The following is a 21,783-nucleotide window of genomic DNA, read 5'->3' on the forward strand; positions in this document are numbered from 1 at the left end:
GTATGAGCAATAATTTATTAGAAATAAAGAATTTAAAGACCTTTTTCAAAATAGAAGCTGGAACTGTTAAGGCTGTAAATGATGTTTCATTTGGGGTAAGAAAAGGTGAGACAGTTTGTATAGTTGGAGAATCAGGTTGTGGAAAGTCAATAACTGCTATGAGCATTATGGGATTGGTTTCAAAGGATAATGGTAGTATCGAAGATGGAGAAATATTATACAATGGTAAGGATTTATTAAAATTGTCAGATGAAGAAATGCGAAAAATAAGAGGTAAGGATATTGCTATGATATTTCAAGAACCTATGAGCTCTTTAAATCCAGTATTCACAATTGGATTCCAAATTTCAGAAAGCTTGATTATTCATGAAGGGATGGATAAAAAGGCTGCAAGAAAGAGATCTATAGAGCTATTAGAAGAGGTAGGAATACCTAGGGCAAATAAAATAGTAGATTCATATCCACATGAATTATCTGGGGGAATGAGACAAAGAGTAATGATAGCAATGGGACTTTCATGTAATCCAAAGATACTAATTGCAGATGAGCCAACAACAGCATTAGATGTTACTATTCAAGCTCAAATTTTAGATCTTATGAGAGGTATTAAGGATAAATTTCAAACATCTATACTTTTGATTACTCATGACCTTGGTGTTGTTGCTGAAATGGCTGATTACGTTGTAGTTATGTATGCTGGTAAAGTTGTGGAAGAGGCTCCTGTTATGGAGATATTTAAGAAAACTTCCCATCCATATACTATTGGATTGTTAAAATCAAAGCCAAAGTTATCGGAAAGACAAACAGAACTTTATTCAATACCAGGACAAGTTCCAAATCCAGTAGGAATGAAAGAGTGTTGCTATTTCTGTGATAGGTGTGATAAAGCAATGGATATATGCAAAACCTCTATACCTAGTTTGAAACTTATTGGTGAAAATCATAAGGTTGCATGTTGGTTATATGATGAAGGGATTGCATCAAAGGAGGAAAAGAAATAATGGCAGAGGAAGTAGTATTAAAAGTAGAAAATTTAAAGCAATACTTTCCTATTATGGGTGGCTTTTTTAAACATAGAGTTGGAGATGTAAGGGCTGTTGATGATATTTCTTTTGAAATAAAGAGAGGAGAAACCTTAGGAATTGTAGGGGAATCTGGTTGTGGAAAATCTACTACTGGTAGAACTATATTACAATTACTTAAACCTACAGCAGGTAAAGTGTATTTTAAAGGACAAGAAATAAGCGATATGAAAAAAACAGAACTTAGAAGTCTTCGTCCTAAGATGCAATTAGTATTTCAAGACCCATATTCATCATTAAACCCAAGGATGACAGTGGGTCAAATAATTGGAGAAGCTTTAATTGATCATAAATTAGTATCAAAAGGTGAATTAAGAAAAAGAGTTATTGATATAATGGGGCAATGTGGTTTACCTGAGTATTATATAGATAGATTTCCACATGAATTTTCTGGAGGACAAAGACAAAGAATAGGAATTGCTAGAGCATTAGCTTTAAATCCTGAATTTATAGTTGCAGATGAACCAGTTTCAGCATTAGATGTTTCTATACAAGCACAAATAATTAACTTATTAGTAAAACTTCAAAAGGAAAAAGGATTTACATATATGTTTATATCTCATGATCTTTCAGTTGTTGAACATATATGTACTAGAGTTGGAGTAATGTATCTTGGTTCCATGATGGAACTTGCAAATAAGGAAGAATTATTTGAAAACCCAATGCATCCATATACTAAAGCTCTGCTATCAGCAATTCCTGTTCCAGACCCAACAGCAAAAAGAGAAAGAATAATTTTAAAAGGAGATATACCATCTCCAGCCAATCCTCCTAAGGGATGTAAGTTTCATACAAGATGTCCATATGCAAGTGATATATGTAAAAATGAAGTTCCAGAGTATAGGGAAATAGTAAAGAATCATTTTGTAGCTTGTCATAAAGCAAATGAGGTATAGATTATGAATCCTTTCAGTATAAAGAGATTTGAAAAAATAGAAGATAAAGAAAAAAGAAAAGAAGAATTGCAAAAATTGAAGAAAGAAAATTTAGGGAATAAGGATATTTTAGCTCTTATGATAGCTTTATTTCAGCTAGTTCTTCCATTTGTCTTAATTATTGGAGGAGTGTATTTTTTAATTATACTTTTTATGACAAAAGTATGGATGAAATAATATAAACGGGAATATTTTTAATTATTAGAACTATTTTGCCTAAAAGTAATAGGAAAAAGTTCAAGTGATGCATAAATAGAAAAAGAGCTCTATACAAATTATTAAAATTTATTTGTGTAGAGTTCTTTTACCCTTTGTTCATAAATAATTATATTTTCATCTTTATACTTCAACTCAATTAAATTAACATAAATATAATAATTGATTTCACTAAATGTTATTTTGAAAAACTTTTAGTAAGTGAATTAACTAACAATGAAAAGCTACTTACCACATTCTCTTGCTGTTTCTTAGACATAGATTGAAAAGCTTCAATCTCAACTTGCTTTAGTTCTTCAAGTAAAGAAGTAGCAAAAAGTAACCCTTTTTTAGTAAATTTAATGACTTTATTTCTACGATCATTCATATTCGTTTCTTTAACTATATAATCATTTTTTTCAAGTCCAGATAATATATCTGAAACAGTTTGTTTTGGCAAAAATATTTTTTTACAGATTTCACTCTGTGTACAATTTGGAACTGTATTAATTATATATAGTGTAAATAGGGTATTTTCTTGTATTCCATGTTCATTAGCCCAAATATGATATATATTATTTATTAGAAACCAAGATTCATAATAACTATCTATGTACTTAATAATATTTTCTTTATCTCCCATCTAATTAACACTCCTTTCTAAATAGTTAATTAATGACTTGTTCCACTTAAATTTAAACCAACAACTCCTAATATAATTAGACCTATAGATAATACCTTCATAATACTTATACTTTCTTTAAATACCAATATTCCTATTGTTGATAGTATAACTATTCCACTTGCAGACCACAATGCATATGCTATACTCATATCTATTTTTTTTAATGCCATTGATAGAAATGTAAAGCATAGTATATAACCTAAAAATGTTCCTATAGCTGGGACTATCTTTGTAAACCCATCAGATATTTTCATTAAACTTGTTGCTAGAATTTCAAATCCAATTGCAAGAATTAAATAAACCCAATGCATATAAAAAACCTCACTTTATAATAAATTTAGTACGAGTTCGGACTTAATTTCATTATAACTTACTATTTTTTTATTGTCAAAAAATAGATAATACAATTAGGAAAAAGTAATATGTAAAATTTTACTTGAATTAAATTTTATTGGACTGTTGAGTTTAAAAGCCAATACTTCTGCTATAATTTGACACAAAATTAAATTAATTAGATTTTATTTAGAATTTATGTTTACAAATTAACTTAATCACCCCTTTATATATTATGAAAAATAAAATTTAAGGAGTGATTCATATGGATCAAGCAGTATTAAAAACTCAGCAATGGTTAAATAAAAATTATTTAGGAAAAAATGGATATATACAAGTATCTGAAGATGGAGCAACTGGATGGGGAACTATGAAAGGCCTTATATCAGCATTGCAAATAGAATTGGGTATATCTTCACCAAATGGCAATTTTGGACCTGCAACAGCTACTGCATTTAAAGGGTTATCAGCTAGTTCTACTCAAACAAATCAAATTTATATTTTACAAGGAGCTTTATATTGCAAAGGATATGATCCCCTTGGATTTACAGGTAAGTTCACTACTGGAACACAATCAGCCATTAGAGCTTTACAATCTGATGCTGGGTTAACTACTGTTGATGGCATTGTAAATAGTGTCTTAATGAAATCATTATTATCAATGGATGCATTTAAGTTATTAAATTATGGTGAATATCATGGGGATGCTAAAATTAGAACAATTCAACAAAATTTAAATCGTGACTATTCTTCTAATCAATATTTTGCAAAGGATATAGGACTAGTTCCTTGTGATGGGATTTATGGTAGATCCACTAATAAAGCATTACTTTATGGATTGCAAATTGAAGAAGGTATTACTGGAAAAACTGGAGGTGTTATTGGAGCAGATGGAAATCTTGTTATACCAAATGGATTTTTTGGATCTACGACGAAAGATAAGTGTCCGATAATACCAAATGGAACCACTAATCCTAAATTTATATACTTACTACAATATGCTTTATATTGTAATGGGTTTGATTCAAATGGTTTTAATGGACACTTTGGTGATGGGACTATAAAGGCAGTAAACGACTTTCAAGCATTTGCATGTCTGGGAGTTGATGGAACTGCAGGACAAAAAACTTGGGCTTCATTATTAGTAAGTACAGGCGATCCTTCAAGAAAAGGAACTGCTTGTGATTGTTCTACCACCTTAACACCTGCTAAAGTCAACACTTTAGTGAAGAATGGTTATAAATATGTTGGTCGATATCTAACAGGTTCATACGCTATGACAGTTTCTGAACTTGAAGTTATTTATTCTGCTGGTTTATCTGTATTTCCTATATTTGAATATGGTAATAAATTATCTTATTTTAACAAACAACAAGGTATTGCAGATGGGAAAGCTGCTTATACTGCTGCTGATAACCTCGGTTTTAAATTGGGTTCATTAATATACTTTTGTGTAGATTTTGATGCTGTTGATGAAGATGTAACAAAGGCTATAATTCCCTACTTTAAAGGAATTCAAGAAGCATTCTCCGTATTAGGTAATCCTTATGGCATTGGAGTATATGGTCCTAGAAATGCATGTAAAAGAATTGCTAAAGAAGGGATTTCTTTAAGTAGTTTTGTATGTGATATGTCAACAGGATTTAGTGGAAACTTAGGCTATTCACTTCCAGGAGATTGGACTGTTGATCAAATTTCAACAATTAAACTTGGTAGTGGAGATGGTTATATAGAAATTGATAATGATATATTCTCTGGTAAAAACTATAATCCTGCTATTAACTCAGCAGACTGGAGAACAGATGCTATAAATCGTGGGTGGGGTCCAATAACTATAGAAGAATATTTCAAAAGAATGGGAACTGTCTTACAAAATTCTATTTCTAATTCAGTAACAACATTATTAAATAATACTAATGATTCATCTTCTTTTGATTGGACTCCTGGAAAATCTGATTATGTATCTTTAGCTAATGCATTAATCAATAATACAACTTATTCAATTTGGATAGGTGATATAAGATATGACACTACTAAAACTGGTTCTATGAGAGTTTATAAAAAGGTTAATGCACAAGGAACACTAAAAAAAATAGATGAATATAAACTTAAAAAGTTTTCAGATGTAGGAAAAAGGTTTGAAAAAGGTACATCAAGTGCCTTAAAGTTAGAGTTCCTAAAAAAGGTTAATGGGCTTATTATTGACAGAATTGCTGCTATTGGAGGTACACTTGTAGGAACAATTTCTGATATGATAGACCTTGAAGAAAAAGGATATGTTCATTCAAATAGAGATTGGGCTATTGCTTTTGGTACTTGTCTTGTTCAAAATGGATTAGTTACATGGGCAGCTGCTATTTTTGGTGCTAGTATATCAGCAATAATCGCACCAGAATTTCCAATTGTTGGTTCACTGGTTGGAGGTGCTGCAACTGCTATTTTTGGATATGCTGTATCAAAACTATTAGGAGCTGCAGAATTAGAACAATTCATTACTAACAAAATTGAATGGATTTTAAATCAATTATTCTAGTATAAAAAATCGCCTATTAATAGGCGATTTTTTATATCAATTTCTTTCTTTTTTAAACTTTAAGTAAAACTTATTAAATTTAATTATTGTAGGTGTAAATAAGTAAGAGAGGATTAATAAAACTATAGCTGGTGTTAACCCATCTGTTCGTGTTCTTTTTGCAATTATTACCCCTAAAGCTGCACATAAAGAAATAAATGCTGATATTAATTGTTTATTAACTTTTACTGTTTTAAATCCTTTTTTTATTTTCTTTCTAACATTTTTTATTATAGCAATGATCAAAAAAATATAGGTTAATATACTTATAGTAATTATTAAATAAGCTTCCATTACATTTAATTTTTTTACAAAAATTATCATAGAAAAACAAAAATATAAAATTGAACTACCAAAACAAGTTACACCTGTATATAAATCTATTAAGAATTCGAGCTTTTCGGCAAAAATATACAAAATTAAAGAAATTAAATTGTAAGGGATCATTATAGTAAAAAATCTACTTGCCATAATCCAAAAACTTTGTTCATTATGCATTAAACTTATGTTATTGCCTATTGCTATATTATAAAACCCAACCATACAAAAATTTGCAAAATTAGCAATGAAAATCAACCTTAATATCAATGAGCGTATTTCTTTCTTTTCTTTTTTATCTGTGTAAATTTCTATAAACTCTTTATTTTCTTTCATTTTTATTATCAATTCCTTATCCCTACACAATTTCTTTTAAATAACTAATTCCACTTATACATTCTTTATCATAATTATTTTTTCCATTTTGTGTTGATGTGATTTTAGTATTTAAGGCAACTACAAAACCATTACTTGTTTCATAAAAGTACCAATCTTTTTCAAGTGATTCATACTTTAATTTATTTTTATCTATATTAGAATATCTGTCATATACAACATAAGAATCTTTTTCCTCAAGATTATTTTCAGTTTCTTCCATTGCCTTTACTTCTTCTTTTTTATCTATATATGATTCATTCTGCACTATTGTATTGTCATTAGAATTATTTTCTGCTTTTTTGCTACTACAACTTATACATAAAGTTGCAATAAAAATTAGAGTTAATAATTTTATTTTTTTCATATTTGTTCTTTCTCCCTACATTGACAATATTTTTTTATTTATGTTTACAATTAGCTCCTTAAATCCTTTATATATTATGAAATTCAAATTATTAAGGAGGATTTAAAAATGGGATATTTAGCAATTAATATGTCTGGAAAAGTAATGAATGTATACACCTTATCTGGTGGTAACGACGTTCAAGTAGGTAGAATCTACCACAAGGAGAGATTTTCCTGTTTAGGGAGAATCCCATATAAAGGTGCAACTGAAATTCAATTTTTAAATTCATCAGGACAATATGTAACTGGTTATTGCTGGCCTGACACTAATCAAGCAAATGATTGGACAAACTACAGATTTTCATCTGGAATTTATCCATGTAGTGGATTTATGACTGATGCTCCAGTTGGTCTTTATAATTCTGTTGGTACATTTATAAAGACTATTCCAGTAGGTTCACTTGTAGTCCTTTGTAATGATGGATATACTGAAATTGGAAGTTCAAATAAGGATTGGATGAGAATCAAACATGTTGTGCTTCCTTATGCTAGTGGACTTTTAAGTGATGTTGACTATGGAGCATTTGTAGAGTGTAAAATACGATACAATTCTACTAACACTCCTGTATATGGAGATTGGAATTAGCTTATTAATACCAAGCTATCAATATAAACTTATTAAGGTAAATTTTATCATAAAATGAGGTTAATTGAAATAAATAATTATATTTAATACATATTGATTTATTTTTTACTTTTAAAGCAATTATAGATTCTATAAGTTATGACTATTAATACTAAAAATTTAATCCATCTATTTAAGATAATAAATCCTGTATATCACTTGGGTCACCAATAACAATTTTCTCCTCAATATTATTATCATTACTAGTATCATTGTTAATTTTTTACTTTTGCTCTGTATTATGTTATATTTATTGCAAACTTAATTTACAATGTTAATTTTTTATAAGAAGGGTGATTTCATGAAAAAAATATGTTAAAAATTTTCTGTTCTGTATTAACCATGTCTTTAATCTTAAGTTCAACTTCTGTATTTGCAGTTACTAACTCAACACAAAATATTGCTAATTCATTGTCAAATGATGAGAAAACTTCTTGGTATTTCTCTAATAGTGTTGTTACAAGCACAGGCTTAAACTCACTTCTCTCTGAGGATATTGCAGTTCAACTATGTGGGCAATTTGGGGGGATCTTCCACTTTATGAGGATTGTTCTAATGCAATAGCTACAGTTGCGACTAATGAATCTTTATCAGACATTTATGATAAAGTTGATTTCTATTATACTTATACTAACGATTATAGATTATCATACTACATTAAAAAAATGTAACCTACTATAGTAATCCAGAGTTAACACATTATATATCATCATCAATAGTTTATTACTATAGTAATTCTCCATATGAAAATTTGTAACTTACTATAGTAATGTAATTAGTTATAATAAATAAATGGATAAATATATAAAATTTTTTATTGGATTAGATGAAGATGGATGGATAAAATATACTGAAACAGTTGAATTTGGTCAGTATGCAAATGGTACACAATTGAAGATATTGAAAAGTATATTAATAACGAAGAATGCACTATTAGAGAATTTGTTGATTTCATGAAAAAGTATAATAAGATAAGAGAAAAATATCCCAATGAATTTTATAATTTCACTGATAATTAAATAGAACATATTACTGATTGTGCTAAATATTACTTTAGTGAAAAACTTTTAATTTTTTCAATTTACTTATTTTCACACTTCTCTATTAGAGTTATAATATACCAAAACAGTAAGTTTTTTATGTTTCATTCCTTGTAAAAAGTATCAACTTGATAATTTATAGGAGGGTTAAGTATGACCAAATTTAAAGAAAAATTTCACTTAAAAATAAATAGACTTGAAGAAGTAAAAATAAAAAGATTTGAAGAAATGGTTGCTGTTACACTAATACTGTTAGGCCCTATATTAATGTCAGCAAAATTATTGATAATTTTAGCACTAATTTTAGCTAGTGTTTTTACTTTGCGACGAACAATCACTAAAAAATAGTCATGATTTCGCTAAATATAACTTGGACTAAATCGCTAAAAGCGACGGCTTGGGTTATTGATTAAACGAAAGTTTATATGGAAAAAATAAGAAGTGAAGTTCTTTCTCAAGGAACTTCACTTCTCACATTTTACACACCTTTTAAAGGAGTGATGAAATGTATCAAATAATTGAAAAAATGATTAATGATCTAGAACTTCGTGGTCGTAGTAATGAAACCATTAAAATTTATGTCTATACTATTGAAAGCTTTTCTAGATTTTATAACAAGTCACCTGAATTATTAGGTGAACATGAAATCATTAATTATTTAGAGTATTGCATAAAAACAAAAAAATTATGCAAATCAACTGTAAATCTTATCAATTGTGCTTTGAAATTTTTTTATGTTGTGACACTTGAAAGATCCTGGAGTGAGTTAAGAATTCCAAAACTTAGGTGCGATAAGAAATTACCTAAATATTTAACTAAAGAAGAAGTAAAACTTTTATTAGAATCTACTACTTATTTAAAGCATAAAGCAATATTATCAACTATATATTCAGCCGGCCTACGCGTTAGCGAAGCTTTGAATCTAAGAATATCTGATATTATGAGTAATGAAATGAAAATCAGAGTTAGAAGTGGTAAAAGAAATAAGGAAAGATATACTTTATTATCTCAAAAAAATTTAGAATTATTAAGGGTGTATTGGAAGCAGTTTGGATATAAAAATTATTCTCCAGAGGACTACTTATTTATATCTACTCAAACAAAGAAAAAATTAACTAGCCGTTGTATCCAAATTTCTATGGATCGAGCAATTCAAATGGCTGGAATAATTAAAAAAGCAACTCCTCATACCTTAAGACATTCATTTGCAACACATTTAATGAATGATGGTATTGAACTAGTAAAAATTCAAGCATTAATGGGGCATTCTAACTTTAAAACAACCTCAATATATTTACATGTGCAAGACTATCAGATATTAAATCTAATAAGTCCTTTAGATAAGTTAGATTAGATTTATGAATTCACTTCAAAGTATTATGGAATTACATGGAGAAGCTTATACTAAATCAAGAAGATTACCATCTAATATTCTAAAAGCACTATATTCAATTAAAGATTGTAGAACTGCTGCGCTTGGCGGCCATGTATATGAATGTGATGAGTGTGGAGAAACTAAGATTTCATATAATTCATGTAGAAATAGACATTGCCCAAAATGTCAGGTTTATGCTAAAGAAATGTGGATTTATGAGAGAAGTAAAGAATTATTACCAACTCATTATTTTCATATTGTTTTTACTATACCAGAACAATTAAATTCTTTAACATTGTTTAATCAAAAGGAATTGTACTCTATTCTTTTTACTTCTATTTCCGAAACTTTGCTAGAATTAGCAAAGGATAAAAAATATATAAATGCTAATATTGGATTTACAACAATATTGCATACTTGGGGACAGAATCTGATGTTCCATCCACATATTCACTGCATGTACCTGGTGATGGATTAAATTTTGATAATACTAAATGGATAAAATCAAAAAAGAAATTTTTTATTCCTGTAAAAGTTTTATCAAGAAAATTTAGAGGAAAATTTCTATATTATTTAAATGAACTTTATCTAGCTAAAAAGCTTAAATTTCCTAAAAAAGTTAGCGAGTTAGCATCAAGAGATATATTTAATTTATTTAAGGATAATTTATATAAGAAAGAATGGATTGTCTACAGTAAAGCACCTTTTAGAAGTGCGGAATATGTACTTCAATATTTAGGCAGATATACTCATAGGATTGCAATATCTGATGATAGAATTATAAAAGTTGATAATGAAAAAGTAGTATTTAAATGGAGAGATTATAAAGATAAAAACAAAGAAAAAATGATGTCTTTAAAACCATCAGAATTTATTAGAAGGTTTACTATGCATATCCTTCCAGATAGATTTGTAAAGATAAGACATTATGGTATTTTAGCTAATAGAAATAAAAAATTAAAACTTAAGCGATGCAAGGAAATATTTAGGGTTAAACCTAAAGAATCAGAAAATTTATCGTCAGCGGAGCTGTTCTTTAAATTAACTGGAATTAAAATAGGTAAGTGTAAAAATTGTGAGAAGGGAAATTTAATAAAGATAGGCAAAATAATGCCTCGAAGTACTTTGCCACCATAAATAAAGTTAAAAGTAAATAGGTACTTATCTATGGGGAGGGGGATTTTATGTCCTAAAACAGAAAAATTTATATGATTTTAAAAAATAAAGCTTTTAAATATTAATAAATATATAAAAATATAAATATTGAAGTGATTTGTGAGTTTTTGAATTTCCATACGGGGCGGTTGGCTTTTAGCGACTTCGTTCAAGTAATTGATTGCGATATTGAGATGCCCATATTTAAGATATATTAATACTAAAAACTATTAATATATCTTAAATATGGGCTATTTTTCACTCTCAACATCGCAATCAATCCAACTCATTTTGCGTAATTGAAAAAAGTAACGGTTTTAAGCCATTTGTTAAATGTCAAAATTAAAAATTTTGTTTAGTATTTATAAATTTATATAAAAAAAGGGTAGATTTCGTGTTGCTCTACACGAAATCTACCCTTTTTATGTTATCCTAATATTATTTTTAAACCTAAATAATTATTATAATATATAGCAGTAAACTTAAAATCCAAATTTCTTTTAGTTCCTTAATATAAGATTAAGAATTGGTTATAACAAAGTATTGAATTGCGATGAAATTAGTAGTAAAATTAACAGAAAAGTTGTTTTTTCATAGTTACCTTGATGATATAATAAGTTTATTGATATTTTAATGATTCGAGTGAAAAATTAGCAGTACTTTCTATTGGGGATTTTAGTAAAGAGAGTATGGAATGATTAAATTCAATAATGTTTAAGAGTAGAGATAAAAATATCATTACTCTCATAATTATATAATGTAATTATTTATACAAGGTGATATTTACAAATGCAATAAGTAAAGATTATAAGGGGGATTAATTAGAAATGATTAGAGTATTAACAAACGATGGGTTAGAAACCTCAGGTATTGAAAATTTGAAGGCAGCAGGAATAGAGGTTGTTAATGATCATATTGATCAAGAAAAGCTTGGGGAAGCATTAAAAGAATTTGATGCATTAGTAGTTAGGTCAGCAACAAAAGTAACTAAAGAAGTTTTAGAAAAAGCAGAAGGCGGAAAGCTAAAATTAGTTGTAAGAGCTGGCGTAGGAGTAGATAATATAGATTTAGTTACAGCAGATGAAAAAGGTGTTACAGTTAAAAATACACCAAATGCAAGTTCAGATTCAGTTGCAGAGCTTGCAATTGCTCATATGTTTGCAGTAGCAAGATTTGTTAATATTGCAAATGTGACTATGAGAAATGGCGAATGGAATAAGAAAAAGTATGAGGGGATAGAACTTGGAGGAAAAACTTTAGGAATAGTCGGTATGGGGAGAATCGGTAGGTCTTTAGCAAATAAGGCTACTGCTTTAGGAATGAAGGTAGTTTATACAGATTTATTTGGAAAACAAGATTCATTAACATATGATTTCCTTTCAATAGAAGAATTATTTAAAACTTCTGATTTCATTTCATTACATGTACCATATGATAAAAGTAAGGGAGCATTAATAGGAAAGAAAGAATTCGATTTAATGAAAGATGGAGTTTATTTGATAAATTGTGCTAGAGGTAAGGTTGTAGAAGAGGCAGCTTTAATAGAAGCACTTGATAGTGGCAAGGTTGCAGGTGCTGGAGTAGACGTATTTGAAGAAGAACCAACATTAAATGAAACTTTAGTAAATCATCCAAAAGTAAGTGTTACTCCACATATAGGAGCAGCAACTAAAGAAGCACAAAATAGAATAGGTGAGGAAGTAGTTTCTACAATAAAGACATTCTTTAACATCTAATAAAAGTTATAGGAGGAAATCAAGATGGCTATAGTTAGAGCTTTTAAAGCTATTAGACCAATTGAAGAATTAGCTTCAAAAATAGCTGCACTTCCTTATGATGTAATGAATAGTGAAGAAGCAAGAGAAATGGTAAAGGAAAATTCTTACTCATTTCTTCATGTTGATAGAGCTGAAATAGATTTAGATCCATCTATAGATATACATGATAAGAAGGTTTATGAAAAAGCAAGAGAGAATTTAGATAATAAGATTATTAATAAAGAATACACTCAAGATGAGCAACCATGTCTTTATATATACAGACAAATAATGAATGGAAGATCTCAAACTGGATTGGTGTTTTGTGCATCCATAGATGACTATATTAATAATAATATAAAGAAACATGAGTTTACAAGAGCAGATAAAGAACAAGATAGAATTAATCATGTTGATTATTGTGATGCTAATACAGGTCCTATATTTTTAACTTACAAAGAAGATGATGTAGCTTCAGAAGTTATAAAAGCATGGACCAAAAGAAAACCAGCATATGATTTTGTATCTGAAGATGGAATAAGTCATATAGTTTGGGTTATAGATAATGAAATTATAGTAAATGAAGTAATTGAGTTATTTAAAGATGTTAAAGCATTTTATATTGCTGATGGACATCATAGATCAGCTTCTGCTGTAAAGGTTGGTCTTAAGAGAAGAGAAGCAAATCCAAACTTTACTGGGGAAGAGGAATTTAATTATTTCTTAGCTGTGGCATTTCCAGATAATGATTTAATGGTAATGGATTATAATAGAGTAGTTAAGGATTTAAATGGATTAACTAAAGATGAACTTATAGATAAACTTAAAGAGAAATTCGTAGTAACAGAATCTAAAGATAATGAATCAGTTAAACCAAGCAAAAAGCATACTTTTGGAATGTTTGTAGAAGATAAGTGGTATGTTTTGGAGGCTAGAGATGGAATATATAATGAAAATGATCCTATAGATTGTCTTGATGTTGCTATACTACAAAATAATGTGTTAACTCCTATTTTAGGAATAGAAGATGTAAGGACATCTAATAGAATTGATTTTATTGGTGGAATTAGAGGTATCAAAGAACTTGAAAGAAGAGCTCATAAAGATATGAAGATAGCTTTCTCAATGTATCCAACAGAAGTTTCAGATATAATGGATGTTGCAGATATAGGAGAAGTAATGCCACCTAAGTCAACATGGTTTGAACCAAAACTTAGAAGTGGATTATTTGTTCATAAGTTAAGTTAATTTCTATTGAGAATATTAAGAAGGAATAAGGTGAGTATATTGTGAAGCCTTATTTCTTTTATTTTTGCAATTTTATATAGGTAAGGACATTAATAATATATGAATTGTTATAATAGATAAGATATTATATAATACTAGGGAATATATGAGTGAGGGATCTAATATGGTATTCATTAACAAAATAAAATGAACTTTGAGGAGTGACAATTTAATGAATATTGATTTTAATATGATTACTACAATCATTAGTGCTATACTTGGACTAATATTTATTTTGTTAGGATATGTAAAAATGAGAGAGAAAAAGGGTCAAGCAGTTTATATAACATTATTTGTAATAGGTATAGTTGCAGTGGCTTTTAATGTCGTTAAATTTATTTTAATTTAAAAAAGTGTAGGACTAATTTATTTTAAATATAAATTAGTCCTATAAGTAAGAAGTATTTGCTCTATTCATTTAGTATAGGAAATTTACATATTATAAAAAGTCTATTTCCTTCAAGCGTTGAAGTTATACTTCCATCCATCTTTTCCATTAAACTTTTTACTATAGATAAACCAAGCCCTGTGCTTTGGTCCTTTCTTACTTTATCAGCCATATAAAATCTATCAAACATATGAATTATATCTTTTTCTTCAATACTTGTAGATATGTTTGAAACTGTAAAAATAACTTTATCATCAAATTTTTCTAGAGTTAATGCTATATCTTTTTCTGCATATTTTAATGTATTAGAAAGTAGATTATCTATTATCCTTTCTATACTGTCTTTATTCCCCATTATGAAAATAGGTTTATCTGGAATGGTTATCTGTGGTATCAAACCTTTATTTTCAAATGATTCATATAGAGATAAAACTTCATCGCTTACTAAGTTGCTCAAATTTATCTTTGATAAATTTAATTCATAGTCTACATTTTCTATTGAAGCTAATTCAAAAAAGTCATTTATAAGTATATTTAATTTATTAGTTTTATTTTTCAGTATATCTAAAGCTTCATCTTTACTTATTTCATCCTTTTGGAGTAATTTTAGATACCCTATTATTGAAGTTAATGGGGTTCTTAAATCATGGGACATATTTGATATTCCCTGTTTTAATGAGTTTTCAAATAACACTTTTTCTTGTTCATTCCTCTTATAAAGTTCTAAATACTCATTAATTTCAAATGCTAAATTTTCTATATATTTATCTTGCATTTCAATATTTATTTTCTTATTAGTTTCACGTAATCTAAATTCTTTAACTTGCCAAGTTATCTTTTCTATTTGCTTCCTATAAGAAAATAATTTAATAAAAATTGCTACTGCAAATATAGAGATCATTAATAAAATAATAACTAATAAATACATCTTAAGTCTCCTATTATTTAATATCTTTATGTTTTATATATAACAAACTGCCACCAATAGTTATAATAAAAGTTATGCTAGATGAAATTAAACTTTTTATAATGCATGAGCTAGGAGAAAATGGAGCAATTCCGTCTAAACCTGCTGTATGTGGCATATAAAAGAATATTTTTGTTATAAAGTAGGGATGTGAAGTAGCTAATAAAAAGCTTGCAATTAATATTATTGGTGAAGTAATTGTAAAAAGAGTACTTTTTGTTATCACTGCTACTATAACAATTATGAATATTGTAGCCATATTATATAGTATTCCTACAACTAATAATCTAATTAAGTATAAATTATTAACATCTAAATTCCCCCAAAATCCATGATTTAAAGAAGCATAGATAACTAAAGGAATTGTATAAATTAATTCTAGAAGCAAAGAAAATAGTGTGAAGACTATTAGTTTACTTAATAAAACTGTATTTCTTGTATATCCATAAATGAAGGATTTACTCATGTTACTATTTTTAAAGTCTTTGACAATAAACTCTACAGCTAATAATGCAAACATAAAGCTAATTATTGTGATAAGCTGAAATGAGTAAGATATTGAATTAAGTCCATTTATAGAATCAGGGGAGGTTATTTTCAACCTTTGAGTATGATTATCCCATTCAATCATTAAATAAAATCCAATTAATAAAGATAAAAGTATCATTCCAGCAAAATATTTACTTTTTCTTAATTTATAAAATTCTCCCCTAATTAAATTACTCATTATCTGTACCTCCAACTAGCTTTGTGAAATAATCTTCAAGTGACTCACCCATTTGTAGTATTTCTTTCACCCCTATATTATGTTTGGCTAAAGATAAAGTAATCTTTTCAGCATCTATTTCATCATAAATCCTTATTATATTATCTGGAAAAACTTCATAGTCTTTAATTTTCACTTCATTTTCTAAAATATAGGATACATCAGAACAATCAGTTACCTTTAAATGAAGATAGGATTTACATTTCTTTTGAAGATCATTTGCAGTCATTTCCTCAATTAAGCTTCCATTGTTTATAAATCCATACCTATTTGAAATGTGAGTAAGTTCTGATAATATATGGCTTGAAATTAGTATAGTAATTCCTCTTTCTTTGTTTAATTTAAGTAATAGTTCTCTTATTTCTCTTATTCCTATAGGATCTAGTCCATTTATTGGTTCATCTAAAATTAGAAATTCTGGGTCACTTAATAAGGCCATAGCTATTCCTAACCTCTGTTTCATTCCTAGTGAGAAGTTTTTAGTCTTTTTTTTGCGCACATCATTAAGGCCTACTAGATTTAATGCTTCGCCAATGCATTTAGTTCCTGGAATTCCTCTTTGAATTTTAATAAGTTCAAGATTCTCTTTTGCAGTCATATTAAGGTAAATGGCAGGGGACTCAATTAATGTACCCATTCTGCTTCTTGCTTTTACAATATCTTTGTCTTTGGTATGTCCAAATAGTTCAATTTCTCCTTCATTTGCTATAACAAGGCCTGCTATTACTCTAATCATAGTAGTTTTACCAGCCCCATTCTTTCCTATAAAGCCATATATATCACCTTTTTTTATATTCATAGACAAACTATTTAAAATTTTATGTTTTCCATATGATTTTGTGATATTATTAGTCCTTATTACATATTCATTCATTTTTAGTGCCTCCTTATAAATCATGCTTTTATAATAAAGAATGTTTAATAAGAAAACTTTACCAAAGTCTTTCAAAAGTATTAAATTTTCTCACACATTAATTATTTCTTTAATTTATATCCCATTGCCCAAACTGTTTCTATATAGTCTTCACCATTATTAGAACTAGATAATTTATTTCTTAATCTACTCATATGCACATTAACCGTGTTATCATCACCTAAAAAATCTTGCTCCCATACACTTTCAAAGATATTAGATTTGCTAAAGACTTTATTGGGATTAGTTAATAATAGTTGAAGTATTGCAAATTCTCTTACAGTTAAATTAATAATAGTTTGTCCTACTATTACTTCTTTGCTTTCTGTATTTAAGTTTATATTTTTGTAACATAGGACATTGCTGGTAGGTTTATTACCTGTAGAGAATTCTAAATATCTTCTTAGATTAGAATTAACTCTTGCAATGACTTCATCTACATCAAAAGGCTTGCATATGAAATCATCAGCTCCTTTTTCTAATAATTCTAATTTAGTGCTTTTTGATGTTTTAGCACTTATTACAATTATGGGAGCTTTAGTAATTTCTCTTATTTTGACTATAACTTCTTCTCCACTAAGTCCAGGAATCATCAAATCTAGTAAAATCATATCCCAACTTTCATTTTCTATACACATTATCGCTTCTGTTCCAGAAAATGCAGATTTAGCTTTATAACCTGCATTTTCTAAAACTGTGTAAAGTAGTTTGTTAATATCATTCTCATCTTCAATTACCAAAACTTTAGCCTTTCTATCCATAGCTATTCCCCCCATAAATTTTATTTGTCATTGGAAATTGTAATTAATACAATTTCTGATCTACTTCCAATTCTAATAGCAGGCCCCCATAACCCATAACCTGAAGAAACTACAAGATTAGTATTATCAAATTTGCCATATCCATAATCTAGAGGGAAAATTGCATGTGTAACAAAGTTTCCAGGTATAATTTGTCCTTTGTGTGTATGGCCTGAAACTTGAAGGTCTATATTATTCCCTTCAGCTTCTTTTATATTCTGAGGATTATGATCTAATAAAATACTAAACTTACTATCATTTAAGTTAGAAGTAATATCCTCTAAGGCGGGTCTTTTATCAGCCATACGATCAGCAGTTACATCATCTCTACCTAATATATAAAAATCATCATTTATTAATGTTGCCTCATTTCTTAAAACATGAATACCTTGTTCAGATAATAGATTACTTAGTTCATCAACTTTTCCTGTATAAAAATCGTGGTTACCTGTGGCAAAGTATGTGCCATAAGTGCTCTTTATACCTTTAAGGTGACTAAACATATCATCTTTAATGATTGGATCTAAATCTCCATCTACAAGATCTCCAGCAATTAAAACAACATCAGCATCTAATTTATTTAACTCAGTTTTTAGTCTATCTAATCTGCTATTTCCTATTGAATAACCTAGATGAATATCTGATACTAAGGCCACTTTCAACTTACCATTTTTTAATGGCTTTTCAGTTGTTATATTATATTCCTTTACATAAGGTGAATTGGCAAAAAAAGTTCCAATTCCTACTATTAGTGTAGTTATAACTAGTGATACTATGTAAAAGTCTAATCTTTTATTTCTAGATTTTAATATTTTAGTCAATATAAATGCTATAGGAAATAGTAATAAAATATAAACTAAAAAAGCTAAGTAGTATGAACTTACAAAAGCAAGAATTTTATTTAGTGCATAAGGAAATGTAGATTTAAAAATTTCATATATTAAAAAAGAAGTAGAAATAAAAGTGAATACAATCCAGTATGCAACTTTATTGAATTTCTTTAGTTTAGTAACAGATTTAAGGATTCTACTACCTATTAAAAAACTTAATAAGCAATACAATATAGTTATAATTATGAATATAAACATATAATCCTCCTAGCTTAAAAGTATTTTTATATGAAAAGAAAGGCGTTGACCCATAGACATAATCATGAGTTAACGCTTCTTTAAATTACATGGATAAAATCATTTCTTTTAATAATGCAGTTGAGTTTTTTACTGCAATTGGAGTGAATTTTTCAAAATCCATATGTGCTCCATTATTAGCATTGTCAGAAATAGATCTTATTACTACAAAAGGTATACTATTTAAATAACATACATGAGCTATGCTTGCACCTTCCATTTCACAAGATAAAGCATTAAACTCTTTTTCAAGCCATTGAATTTTTTCTACACTTGCTACAAACTGATCTCCAGATACAATTCTTCCAATAAATGTGTTTATATCTTTAATAGAGTCACAAGCCTTTTTAGCTAATTCTACTAATTCTGTGTCACATTTAAAATCAAAAGTATTCATTCTTGGAATTTGTCCATGAGGATCTCCAAAAGAAGTAGTGTCCATGTCATGTTCTACTAAGTTATCAGCAACTACAATATCTCCAGGATAAATTTCTTTACCTATTCCACCAGCAACACCAACATTTATTACTTTATCAACTTTATATTCAGAAGCAAGAATTTGTGTGCATACAGCTGCATTAACTTTACCTATACCACAAACTACAGCAACTACATCTTTACCCCATAACTTACCTTTATTAAATGTCATGTTGGCTTTTGTTTTCTTTTCTTCAAGAGACATATCTGTAAGTAAAATTTCTAATTCTTCGCTCATAGCAGCGATTATTCCTAAAGTCATATTATATAAACCTCCAAAAAAATTAGGCTAACTTTATGTAGCCTAAAATATTTTTAATATTTATATTTTAACAAAGTTAAAAGATAAATACTATTCTATTTCCTCAAATAAGAATATTTTCTTGTTTGGGTTTAATGTACTTACGAGATGTTCTTCGTAGTTTAAAGTAAATTTTTTCTTTAACAATATAATAATAGGTACACATATTACTGTTGATATTACAAGGTTTAGAATTAAGCCAGTCATTCCAGAAGGAATATATACTAAAAATGCAAGGACATTATTTGAGAAATGACCAAATATAGTTAAGTATATAGATTTTGTTTTATAATAAATATAACCCAAAACAATCCCAAGTAGAAATGCGTTTATTCCTTGTTGAAGATTTAAATGTGCAAAAGCAAATAAGAAAGCAGAAATAGGAAGAGCTATCTTAGGAGAATACTTTTTTAGTAAACCTCCAAGAATTATTCCTCTAAAGACTACTTCTTCTACAATAGGAGCATAAAAACATGCACTAATTATTAAATATAAAAGATTATGTTCAAGTAACTCTGAAGTTTCATTTAAAACTTCATTTTCAGGAAGTAGTGATACAAGAGGATATATATATGCATCAAATAATAATCTAAAAACTAATATTAGCAGAATGATAAAAAGTAGTAATTTTTTATTAACTTTTTTGTAGGTATTCTTTTTCCATCTAAGCTTTCCAAATGTATTTGTTAATATGAATATAAGAAGTGGAATAGATATAATTTCAACAATTCCTATAACAGTATATTTGCCTAAAACTGGATTATCTCCAAGAATAATAGAGGAGAATATTGTGAAAAATATTGTTAGCAAAAACATTATGCATAAGGCACCTAAACCTTTCCAAAAACCTAATTTAAATTGAAAGCTTTCATTTTCTACATTTGCTAATGGGTTTATAATCAAATTGAATATTTTTTTCAAAGAATAACCTCCCTAAGTTTGTTGTTTGACTTTAATTATATACAAAACATAGAGTGTTTGTATATAATTTTTATGCCAAACTATTGTTTTAATAAAGGATATAAAATAAAATATATGAGAAAGAAGGTGGTTATTATATGAGTATGTTACAACATTCTTTATCTAGAACAGAATTGTTAATAGGAAAAGATGGTTTAGATAAATTAAAAAATAGCAAAGTAGTAGTGTTTGGTGTTGGTGGAGTAGGTAGTTTTACTGTTGAGGCTTTAACTAGAGCTGGTGTTGGTGAACTTATATTAATAGATGATGATACAATATGTTTAACTAATTTAAACAGACAAATACATGCTACATATGACACTATAAGTAAAGTGAAAGTTGAAGTGATGAAGGAAAGAATTCTTTCAATAAATAAAAAGTGTATTGTTAAAACACATCAGGTGTTTGTAAATAAGGAAAATATACCAGAACTTATACCAGATGATGCAGACTATGTAGTTGATGCAATAGATACAGTTTCAGCAAAAATTGCATTAGTTGAATATTGCAATGAAAAGAACATTAGAATAATGAGTTCTATGGGGACAGGAAATAAGTTTGATCCAACTCAGTTTAAAGTTGCAGATATATATGAAACTAAAATATGTCCTTTAGCTAAGGTTATGAGACGTGAGCTTAAAAAGAGAGGTGTAGAAAATCTTAAGGTAGTGTATTCTGAAGAAATGCCAACAAAACCTAAGGTTGAAGATGTAGTTACATGTAAAACAGGATGTGTTTGTACTGGAGGTACTAAAAAATGTGCAGCTAAAAGGCAAATACCAGGAAGTATATCCTTTGTCCCACCTGTTGCTGGAATGATTATAGGTGGAGAAGTTATAAAGGATATAATAGGGGTGAATTAATTGAGAAAGAATATATATGGTAATATTCTACAGAATATATATTCTTGTATGGTAATATTCTTCACCATATATATGGTGA

General features: G+C 28.2%; 25 protein-coding genes and 1 pseudogene. 14 read left to right on the forward strand and 12 right to left on the reverse strand.

Features of this window, described 5'->3' with window-relative positions; translation table 11 throughout:
* Window positions 1-2 precede the first annotated feature (2 nt).
* Genes NNC19_RS16340 through NNC19_RS16350 form a run of 3 tightly spaced genes read left to right on the forward strand, consistent with a single transcriptional unit; the run spans window position 3 to window position 2,194 of the window.
* Window positions 3-1,001: an ABC transporter ATP-binding protein gene (locus NNC19_RS16340; protein WP_310939739.1), complete on the forward strand. Its 999-nt coding sequence runs from the start codon at window positions 3-5 to the stop codon at window positions 999-1,001.
* The gene (locus NNC19_RS16345; RefSeq protein ID WP_310939740.1) at window positions 1,001-1,978 is read left to right on the forward strand and encodes a dipeptide ABC transporter ATP-binding protein; all 978 of its coding nucleotides are present in this window, start codon (window positions 1,001-1,003) and stop codon (window positions 1,976-1,978) included. Before NNC19_RS16340 ends, NNC19_RS16345 begins: the two co-directional genes overlap by 1 nt.
* Before the next feature lie 3 nt (window positions 1,979-1,981).
* Window positions 1,982-2,194: a hypothetical protein gene (locus NNC19_RS16350; protein ID WP_310939741.1), complete on the forward strand. Its 213-nt coding sequence runs from the start codon at window positions 1,982-1,984 to the stop codon at window positions 2,192-2,194.
* A 217-nt stretch (window positions 2,195-2,411) separates the two neighbouring features.
* Here NNC19_RS16350 and NNC19_RS16355 read toward each other — a convergent pair whose 3' ends face one another.
* Together NNC19_RS16355 and NNC19_RS16360 are read right to left on the reverse strand one after the other, a co-directional pair.
* Complete coding sequence (locus tag NNC19_RS16355) at window positions 2,412-2,855, reverse strand: MarR family transcriptional regulator (RefSeq protein WP_310939742.1); 444 nt, start codon at window positions 2,853-2,855, stop codon at window positions 2,412-2,414.
* Between the two features lie 29 nt (window positions 2,856-2,884).
* Window positions 2,885-3,208, reverse strand: a complete 324-nt coding sequence (locus tag NNC19_RS16360; protein ID WP_310939743.1) for a multidrug efflux SMR transporter — start codon at window positions 3,206-3,208, stop codon at window positions 2,885-2,887.
* Window positions 3,209-3,495: 287 nt separating this feature from the next.
* Here NNC19_RS16360 and NNC19_RS16365 point away from each other — a divergent pair, with 287 nt between their 5' ends.
* Complete coding sequence (locus tag NNC19_RS16365) at window positions 3,496-5,763, forward strand: glycoside hydrolase domain-containing protein (protein WP_310939744.1); 2,268 nt, start codon at window positions 3,496-3,498, stop codon at window positions 5,761-5,763.
* Between the two features lie 36 nt (window positions 5,764-5,799).
* Here NNC19_RS16365 and NNC19_RS16370 read toward each other — a convergent pair whose 3' ends face one another.
* Window positions 5,800-6,456: a hypothetical protein gene (locus NNC19_RS16370; RefSeq protein ID WP_310939745.1), complete on the reverse strand. Its 657-nt coding sequence runs from the start codon at window positions 6,454-6,456 to the stop codon at window positions 5,800-5,802.
* A 22-nt stretch (window positions 6,457-6,478) separates the two neighbouring features.
* Entirely contained in the window at window positions 6,479-6,862 is a 384-nt protein-coding gene (locus NNC19_RS16375) for a hypothetical protein (protein WP_310939746.1), read from the reverse strand.
* A 108-nt stretch (window positions 6,863-6,970) separates the two neighbouring features.
* Between NNC19_RS16375 and NNC19_RS16380 the strand changes: the two genes are divergently transcribed.
* On the forward strand, window positions 6,971-7,489 hold the full coding sequence (locus NNC19_RS16380; RefSeq protein WP_310939747.1) for a hypothetical protein: 519 nt from the start codon (window positions 6,971-6,973) through the stop codon (window positions 7,487-7,489).
* A 338-nt stretch (window positions 7,490-7,827) separates the two neighbouring features.
* Here NNC19_RS16380 and NNC19_RS16385 read toward each other — a convergent pair whose 3' ends face one another.
* Entirely contained in the window at window positions 7,828-7,995 is a 168-nt protein-coding gene (locus NNC19_RS16385) for a hypothetical protein (protein WP_310939748.1), read from the reverse strand.
* 42 nt (window positions 7,996-8,037) lie between these two features.
* On the opposite strand from NNC19_RS16385, the gene NNC19_RS16390 reads away from it, so the two are divergent.
* The 8 genes and pseudogenes from NNC19_RS16390 to NNC19_RS16425 all read left to right on the forward strand — a co-directional run bounded on the left by NNC19_RS16390 (window position 8,038) and on the right by NNC19_RS16425 (window position 14,491).
* Complete coding sequence (locus NNC19_RS16390) at window positions 8,038-8,199, forward strand: hypothetical protein (RefSeq protein WP_310939749.1); 162 nt, start codon at window positions 8,038-8,040, stop codon at window positions 8,197-8,199.
* A gap of 121 nt (window positions 8,200-8,320) precedes the next feature.
* Window positions 8,321-8,485, forward strand: a complete 165-nt coding sequence (locus tag NNC19_RS16395) for a hypothetical protein (RefSeq protein WP_310939750.1) — start codon at window positions 8,321-8,323, stop codon at window positions 8,483-8,485.
* A 236-nt stretch (window positions 8,486-8,721) separates the two neighbouring features.
* The gene (locus tag NNC19_RS16400; RefSeq protein ID WP_310939751.1) at window positions 8,722-8,916 is read left to right on the forward strand and encodes a hypothetical protein; all 195 of its coding nucleotides are present in this window, start codon (window positions 8,722-8,724) and stop codon (window positions 8,914-8,916) included.
* Window positions 8,917-9,073: 157 nt separating this feature from the next.
* Window positions 9,074-9,922 carry a site-specific tyrosine recombinase/integron integrase gene (xerA, locus tag NNC19_RS16405; RefSeq protein ID WP_310939752.1) on the forward strand — a complete coding sequence of 283 codons (849 nt, stop codon included), beginning with the start codon at window positions 9,074-9,076 and terminating at the stop codon, window positions 9,920-9,922.
* A 25-nt stretch (window positions 9,923-9,947) separates the two neighbouring features.
* Window positions 9,948-11,080, forward strand: a pseudogene (locus NNC19_RS16410) (IS91 family transposase).
* 845 nt (window positions 11,081-11,925) lie between these two features.
* Window positions 11,926-12,834: a D-2-hydroxyacid dehydrogenase gene (locus NNC19_RS16415; protein WP_310939753.1), complete on the forward strand. Its 909-nt coding sequence runs from the start codon at window positions 11,926-11,928 to the stop codon at window positions 12,832-12,834.
* A 24-nt stretch (window positions 12,835-12,858) separates the two neighbouring features.
* Window positions 12,859-14,103: a DUF1015 family protein gene (locus NNC19_RS16420; protein WP_310939754.1), complete on the forward strand. Its 1,245-nt coding sequence runs from the start codon at window positions 12,859-12,861 to the stop codon at window positions 14,101-14,103.
* A gap of 211 nt (window positions 14,104-14,314) precedes the next feature.
* Window positions 14,315-14,491 (forward strand): hypothetical protein, encoded by a 177-nt coding sequence (locus NNC19_RS16425; protein WP_310939755.1) that lies wholly within the window; start codon window positions 14,315-14,317, stop codon window positions 14,489-14,491.
* Between the two features lie 61 nt (window positions 14,492-14,552).
* Here NNC19_RS16425 and NNC19_RS16430 read toward each other — a convergent pair whose 3' ends face one another.
* The 7 genes from NNC19_RS16430 to NNC19_RS16460 all read right to left on the reverse strand — a co-directional run bounded on the left by NNC19_RS16430 (window position 14,553) and on the right by NNC19_RS16460 (window position 20,802).
* Complete coding sequence (locus tag NNC19_RS16430) at window positions 14,553-15,458, reverse strand: HAMP domain-containing sensor histidine kinase (protein ID WP_310939756.1); 906 nt, start codon at window positions 15,456-15,458, stop codon at window positions 14,553-14,555.
* Window positions 15,459-15,471: 13 nt separating this feature from the next.
* Window positions 15,472-16,224, reverse strand: a complete 753-nt coding sequence (locus tag NNC19_RS16435) for an ABC transporter permease (protein WP_310939757.1) — start codon at window positions 16,222-16,224, stop codon at window positions 15,472-15,474.
* The gene (locus tag NNC19_RS16440) at window positions 16,217-17,137 is read right to left on the reverse strand and encodes an ATP-binding cassette domain-containing protein (RefSeq protein WP_310939758.1); all 921 of its coding nucleotides are present in this window, start codon (window positions 17,135-17,137) and stop codon (window positions 16,217-16,219) included. The genes NNC19_RS16435 and NNC19_RS16440 overlap by 8 nt, the downstream gene beginning before the upstream one ends.
* A 101-nt stretch (window positions 17,138-17,238) precedes the next feature.
* On the reverse strand, window positions 17,239-17,937 hold the full coding sequence (locus NNC19_RS16445; RefSeq protein ID WP_310939759.1) for a response regulator transcription factor: 699 nt from the start codon (window positions 17,935-17,937) through the stop codon (window positions 17,239-17,241).
* A gap of 20 nt (window positions 17,938-17,957) precedes the next feature.
* Window positions 17,958-19,064 (reverse strand): metallophosphoesterase, encoded by a 1,107-nt coding sequence (locus NNC19_RS16450; RefSeq protein WP_310939760.1) that lies wholly within the window; start codon window positions 19,062-19,064, stop codon window positions 17,958-17,960.
* 85 nt (window positions 19,065-19,149) lie between these two features.
* Window positions 19,150-19,842, reverse strand: a complete 693-nt coding sequence (locus tag NNC19_RS16455; protein WP_310939761.1) for a 5'-methylthioadenosine/adenosylhomocysteine nucleosidase — start codon at window positions 19,840-19,842, stop codon at window positions 19,150-19,152.
* 90 nt (window positions 19,843-19,932) lie between these two features.
* Entirely contained in the window at window positions 19,933-20,802 is an 870-nt protein-coding gene (locus tag NNC19_RS16460) for a type II CAAX endopeptidase family protein (protein WP_310939762.1), read from the reverse strand.
* A gap of 143 nt (window positions 20,803-20,945) precedes the next feature.
* Here NNC19_RS16460 and NNC19_RS16465 point away from each other — a divergent pair, with 143 nt between their 5' ends.
* The gene (locus NNC19_RS16465; protein WP_310939770.1) at window positions 20,946-21,704 is read left to right on the forward strand and encodes a tRNA threonylcarbamoyladenosine dehydratase; all 759 of its coding nucleotides are present in this window, start codon (window positions 20,946-20,948) and stop codon (window positions 21,702-21,704) included.
* Window positions 21,705-21,783: the final 79 nt, after the last annotated feature.

Source organism: Clostridium sp. SHJSY1 (assembly GCF_031626875.1).
Lineage (GTDB): Bacteria > Bacillota > Clostridia > Clostridiales > Clostridiaceae > Clostridium.

Bases quoted from the DNA above. Each gene is read 5' to 3' on its own strand.
- NNC19_RS16340 (WP_310939739.1), top strand. From the start codon at position 3: ATGAGCAATAATTTATTAGAAATAAAGAATTTAAAGACCTTTTTCAAA.
- NNC19_RS16345 (WP_310939740.1), top strand. From the start codon at position 1,001: ATGGCAGAGGAAGTAGTATTAAAAGTAGAAAATTTAAAGCAATACTTT.
- NNC19_RS16350 (WP_310939741.1), top strand. From the start codon at position 1,982: ATGAATCCTTTCAGTATAAAGAGATTTGAAAAAATAGAAGATAAAGAA.
- NNC19_RS16355 (WP_310939742.1), bottom strand. From the start codon at position 2,855: ATGGGAGATAAAGAAAATATTATTAAGTACATAGATAGTTATTATGAA.
- NNC19_RS16360 (WP_310939743.1), bottom strand. From the start codon at position 3,208: ATGCATTGGGTTTATTTAATTCTTGCAATTGGATTTGAAATTCTAGCA.
- NNC19_RS16365 (WP_310939744.1), top strand. From the start codon at position 3,496: ATGGATCAAGCAGTATTAAAAACTCAGCAATGGTTAAATAAAAATTAT.
- NNC19_RS16370 (WP_310939745.1), bottom strand. From the start codon at position 6,456: ATGAAAGAAAATAAAGAGTTTATAGAAATTTACACAGATAAAAAAGAA.
- NNC19_RS16375 (WP_310939746.1), bottom strand. From the start codon at position 6,862: ATGAAAAAAATAAAATTATTAACTCTAATTTTTATTGCAACTTTATGT.
- NNC19_RS16380 (WP_310939747.1), top strand. From the start codon at position 6,971: ATGGGATATTTAGCAATTAATATGTCTGGAAAAGTAATGAATGTATAC.
- NNC19_RS16390 (WP_310939749.1), top strand. From the start codon at position 8,038: ATGTGGGCAATTTGGGGGGATCTTCCACTTTATGAGGATTGTTCTAAT.
- NNC19_RS16395 (WP_310939750.1), top strand. From the start codon at position 8,321: ATGGATAAATATATAAAATTTTTTATTGGATTAGATGAAGATGGATGG.
- NNC19_RS16400 (WP_310939751.1), top strand. From the start codon at position 8,722: ATGACCAAATTTAAAGAAAAATTTCACTTAAAAATAAATAGACTTGAA.
- xerA (WP_310939752.1), top strand. From the start codon at position 9,074: ATGTATCAAATAATTGAAAAAATGATTAATGATCTAGAACTTCGTGGT.
- NNC19_RS16415 (WP_310939753.1), top strand. From the start codon at position 11,926: ATGATTAGAGTATTAACAAACGATGGGTTAGAAACCTCAGGTATTGAA.
- NNC19_RS16420 (WP_310939754.1), top strand. From the start codon at position 12,859: ATGGCTATAGTTAGAGCTTTTAAAGCTATTAGACCAATTGAAGAATTA.
- NNC19_RS16425 (WP_310939755.1), top strand. From the start codon at position 14,315: ATGAATATTGATTTTAATATGATTACTACAATCATTAGTGCTATACTT.
- NNC19_RS16430 (WP_310939756.1), bottom strand. From the start codon at position 15,458: ATGTATTTATTAGTTATTATTTTATTAATGATCTCTATATTTGCAGTA.
- NNC19_RS16435 (WP_310939757.1), bottom strand. From the start codon at position 16,224: ATGAGTAATTTAATTAGGGGAGAATTTTATAAATTAAGAAAAAGTAAA.
- NNC19_RS16440 (WP_310939758.1), bottom strand. From the start codon at position 17,137: ATGAATGAATATGTAATAAGGACTAATAATATCACAAAATCATATGGA.
- NNC19_RS16445 (WP_310939759.1), bottom strand. From the start codon at position 17,937: ATGGATAGAAAGGCTAAAGTTTTGGTAATTGAAGATGAGAATGATATT.
- NNC19_RS16450 (WP_310939760.1), bottom strand. From the start codon at position 19,064: ATGTTTATATTCATAATTATAACTATATTGTATTGCTTATTAAGTTTT.
- NNC19_RS16455 (WP_310939761.1), bottom strand. From the start codon at position 19,842: ATGACTTTAGGAATAATCGCTGCTATGAGCGAAGAATTAGAAATTTTA.
- NNC19_RS16465 (WP_310939770.1), top strand. From the start codon at position 20,946: ATGTTACAACATTCTTTATCTAGAACAGAATTGTTAATAGGAAAAGAT.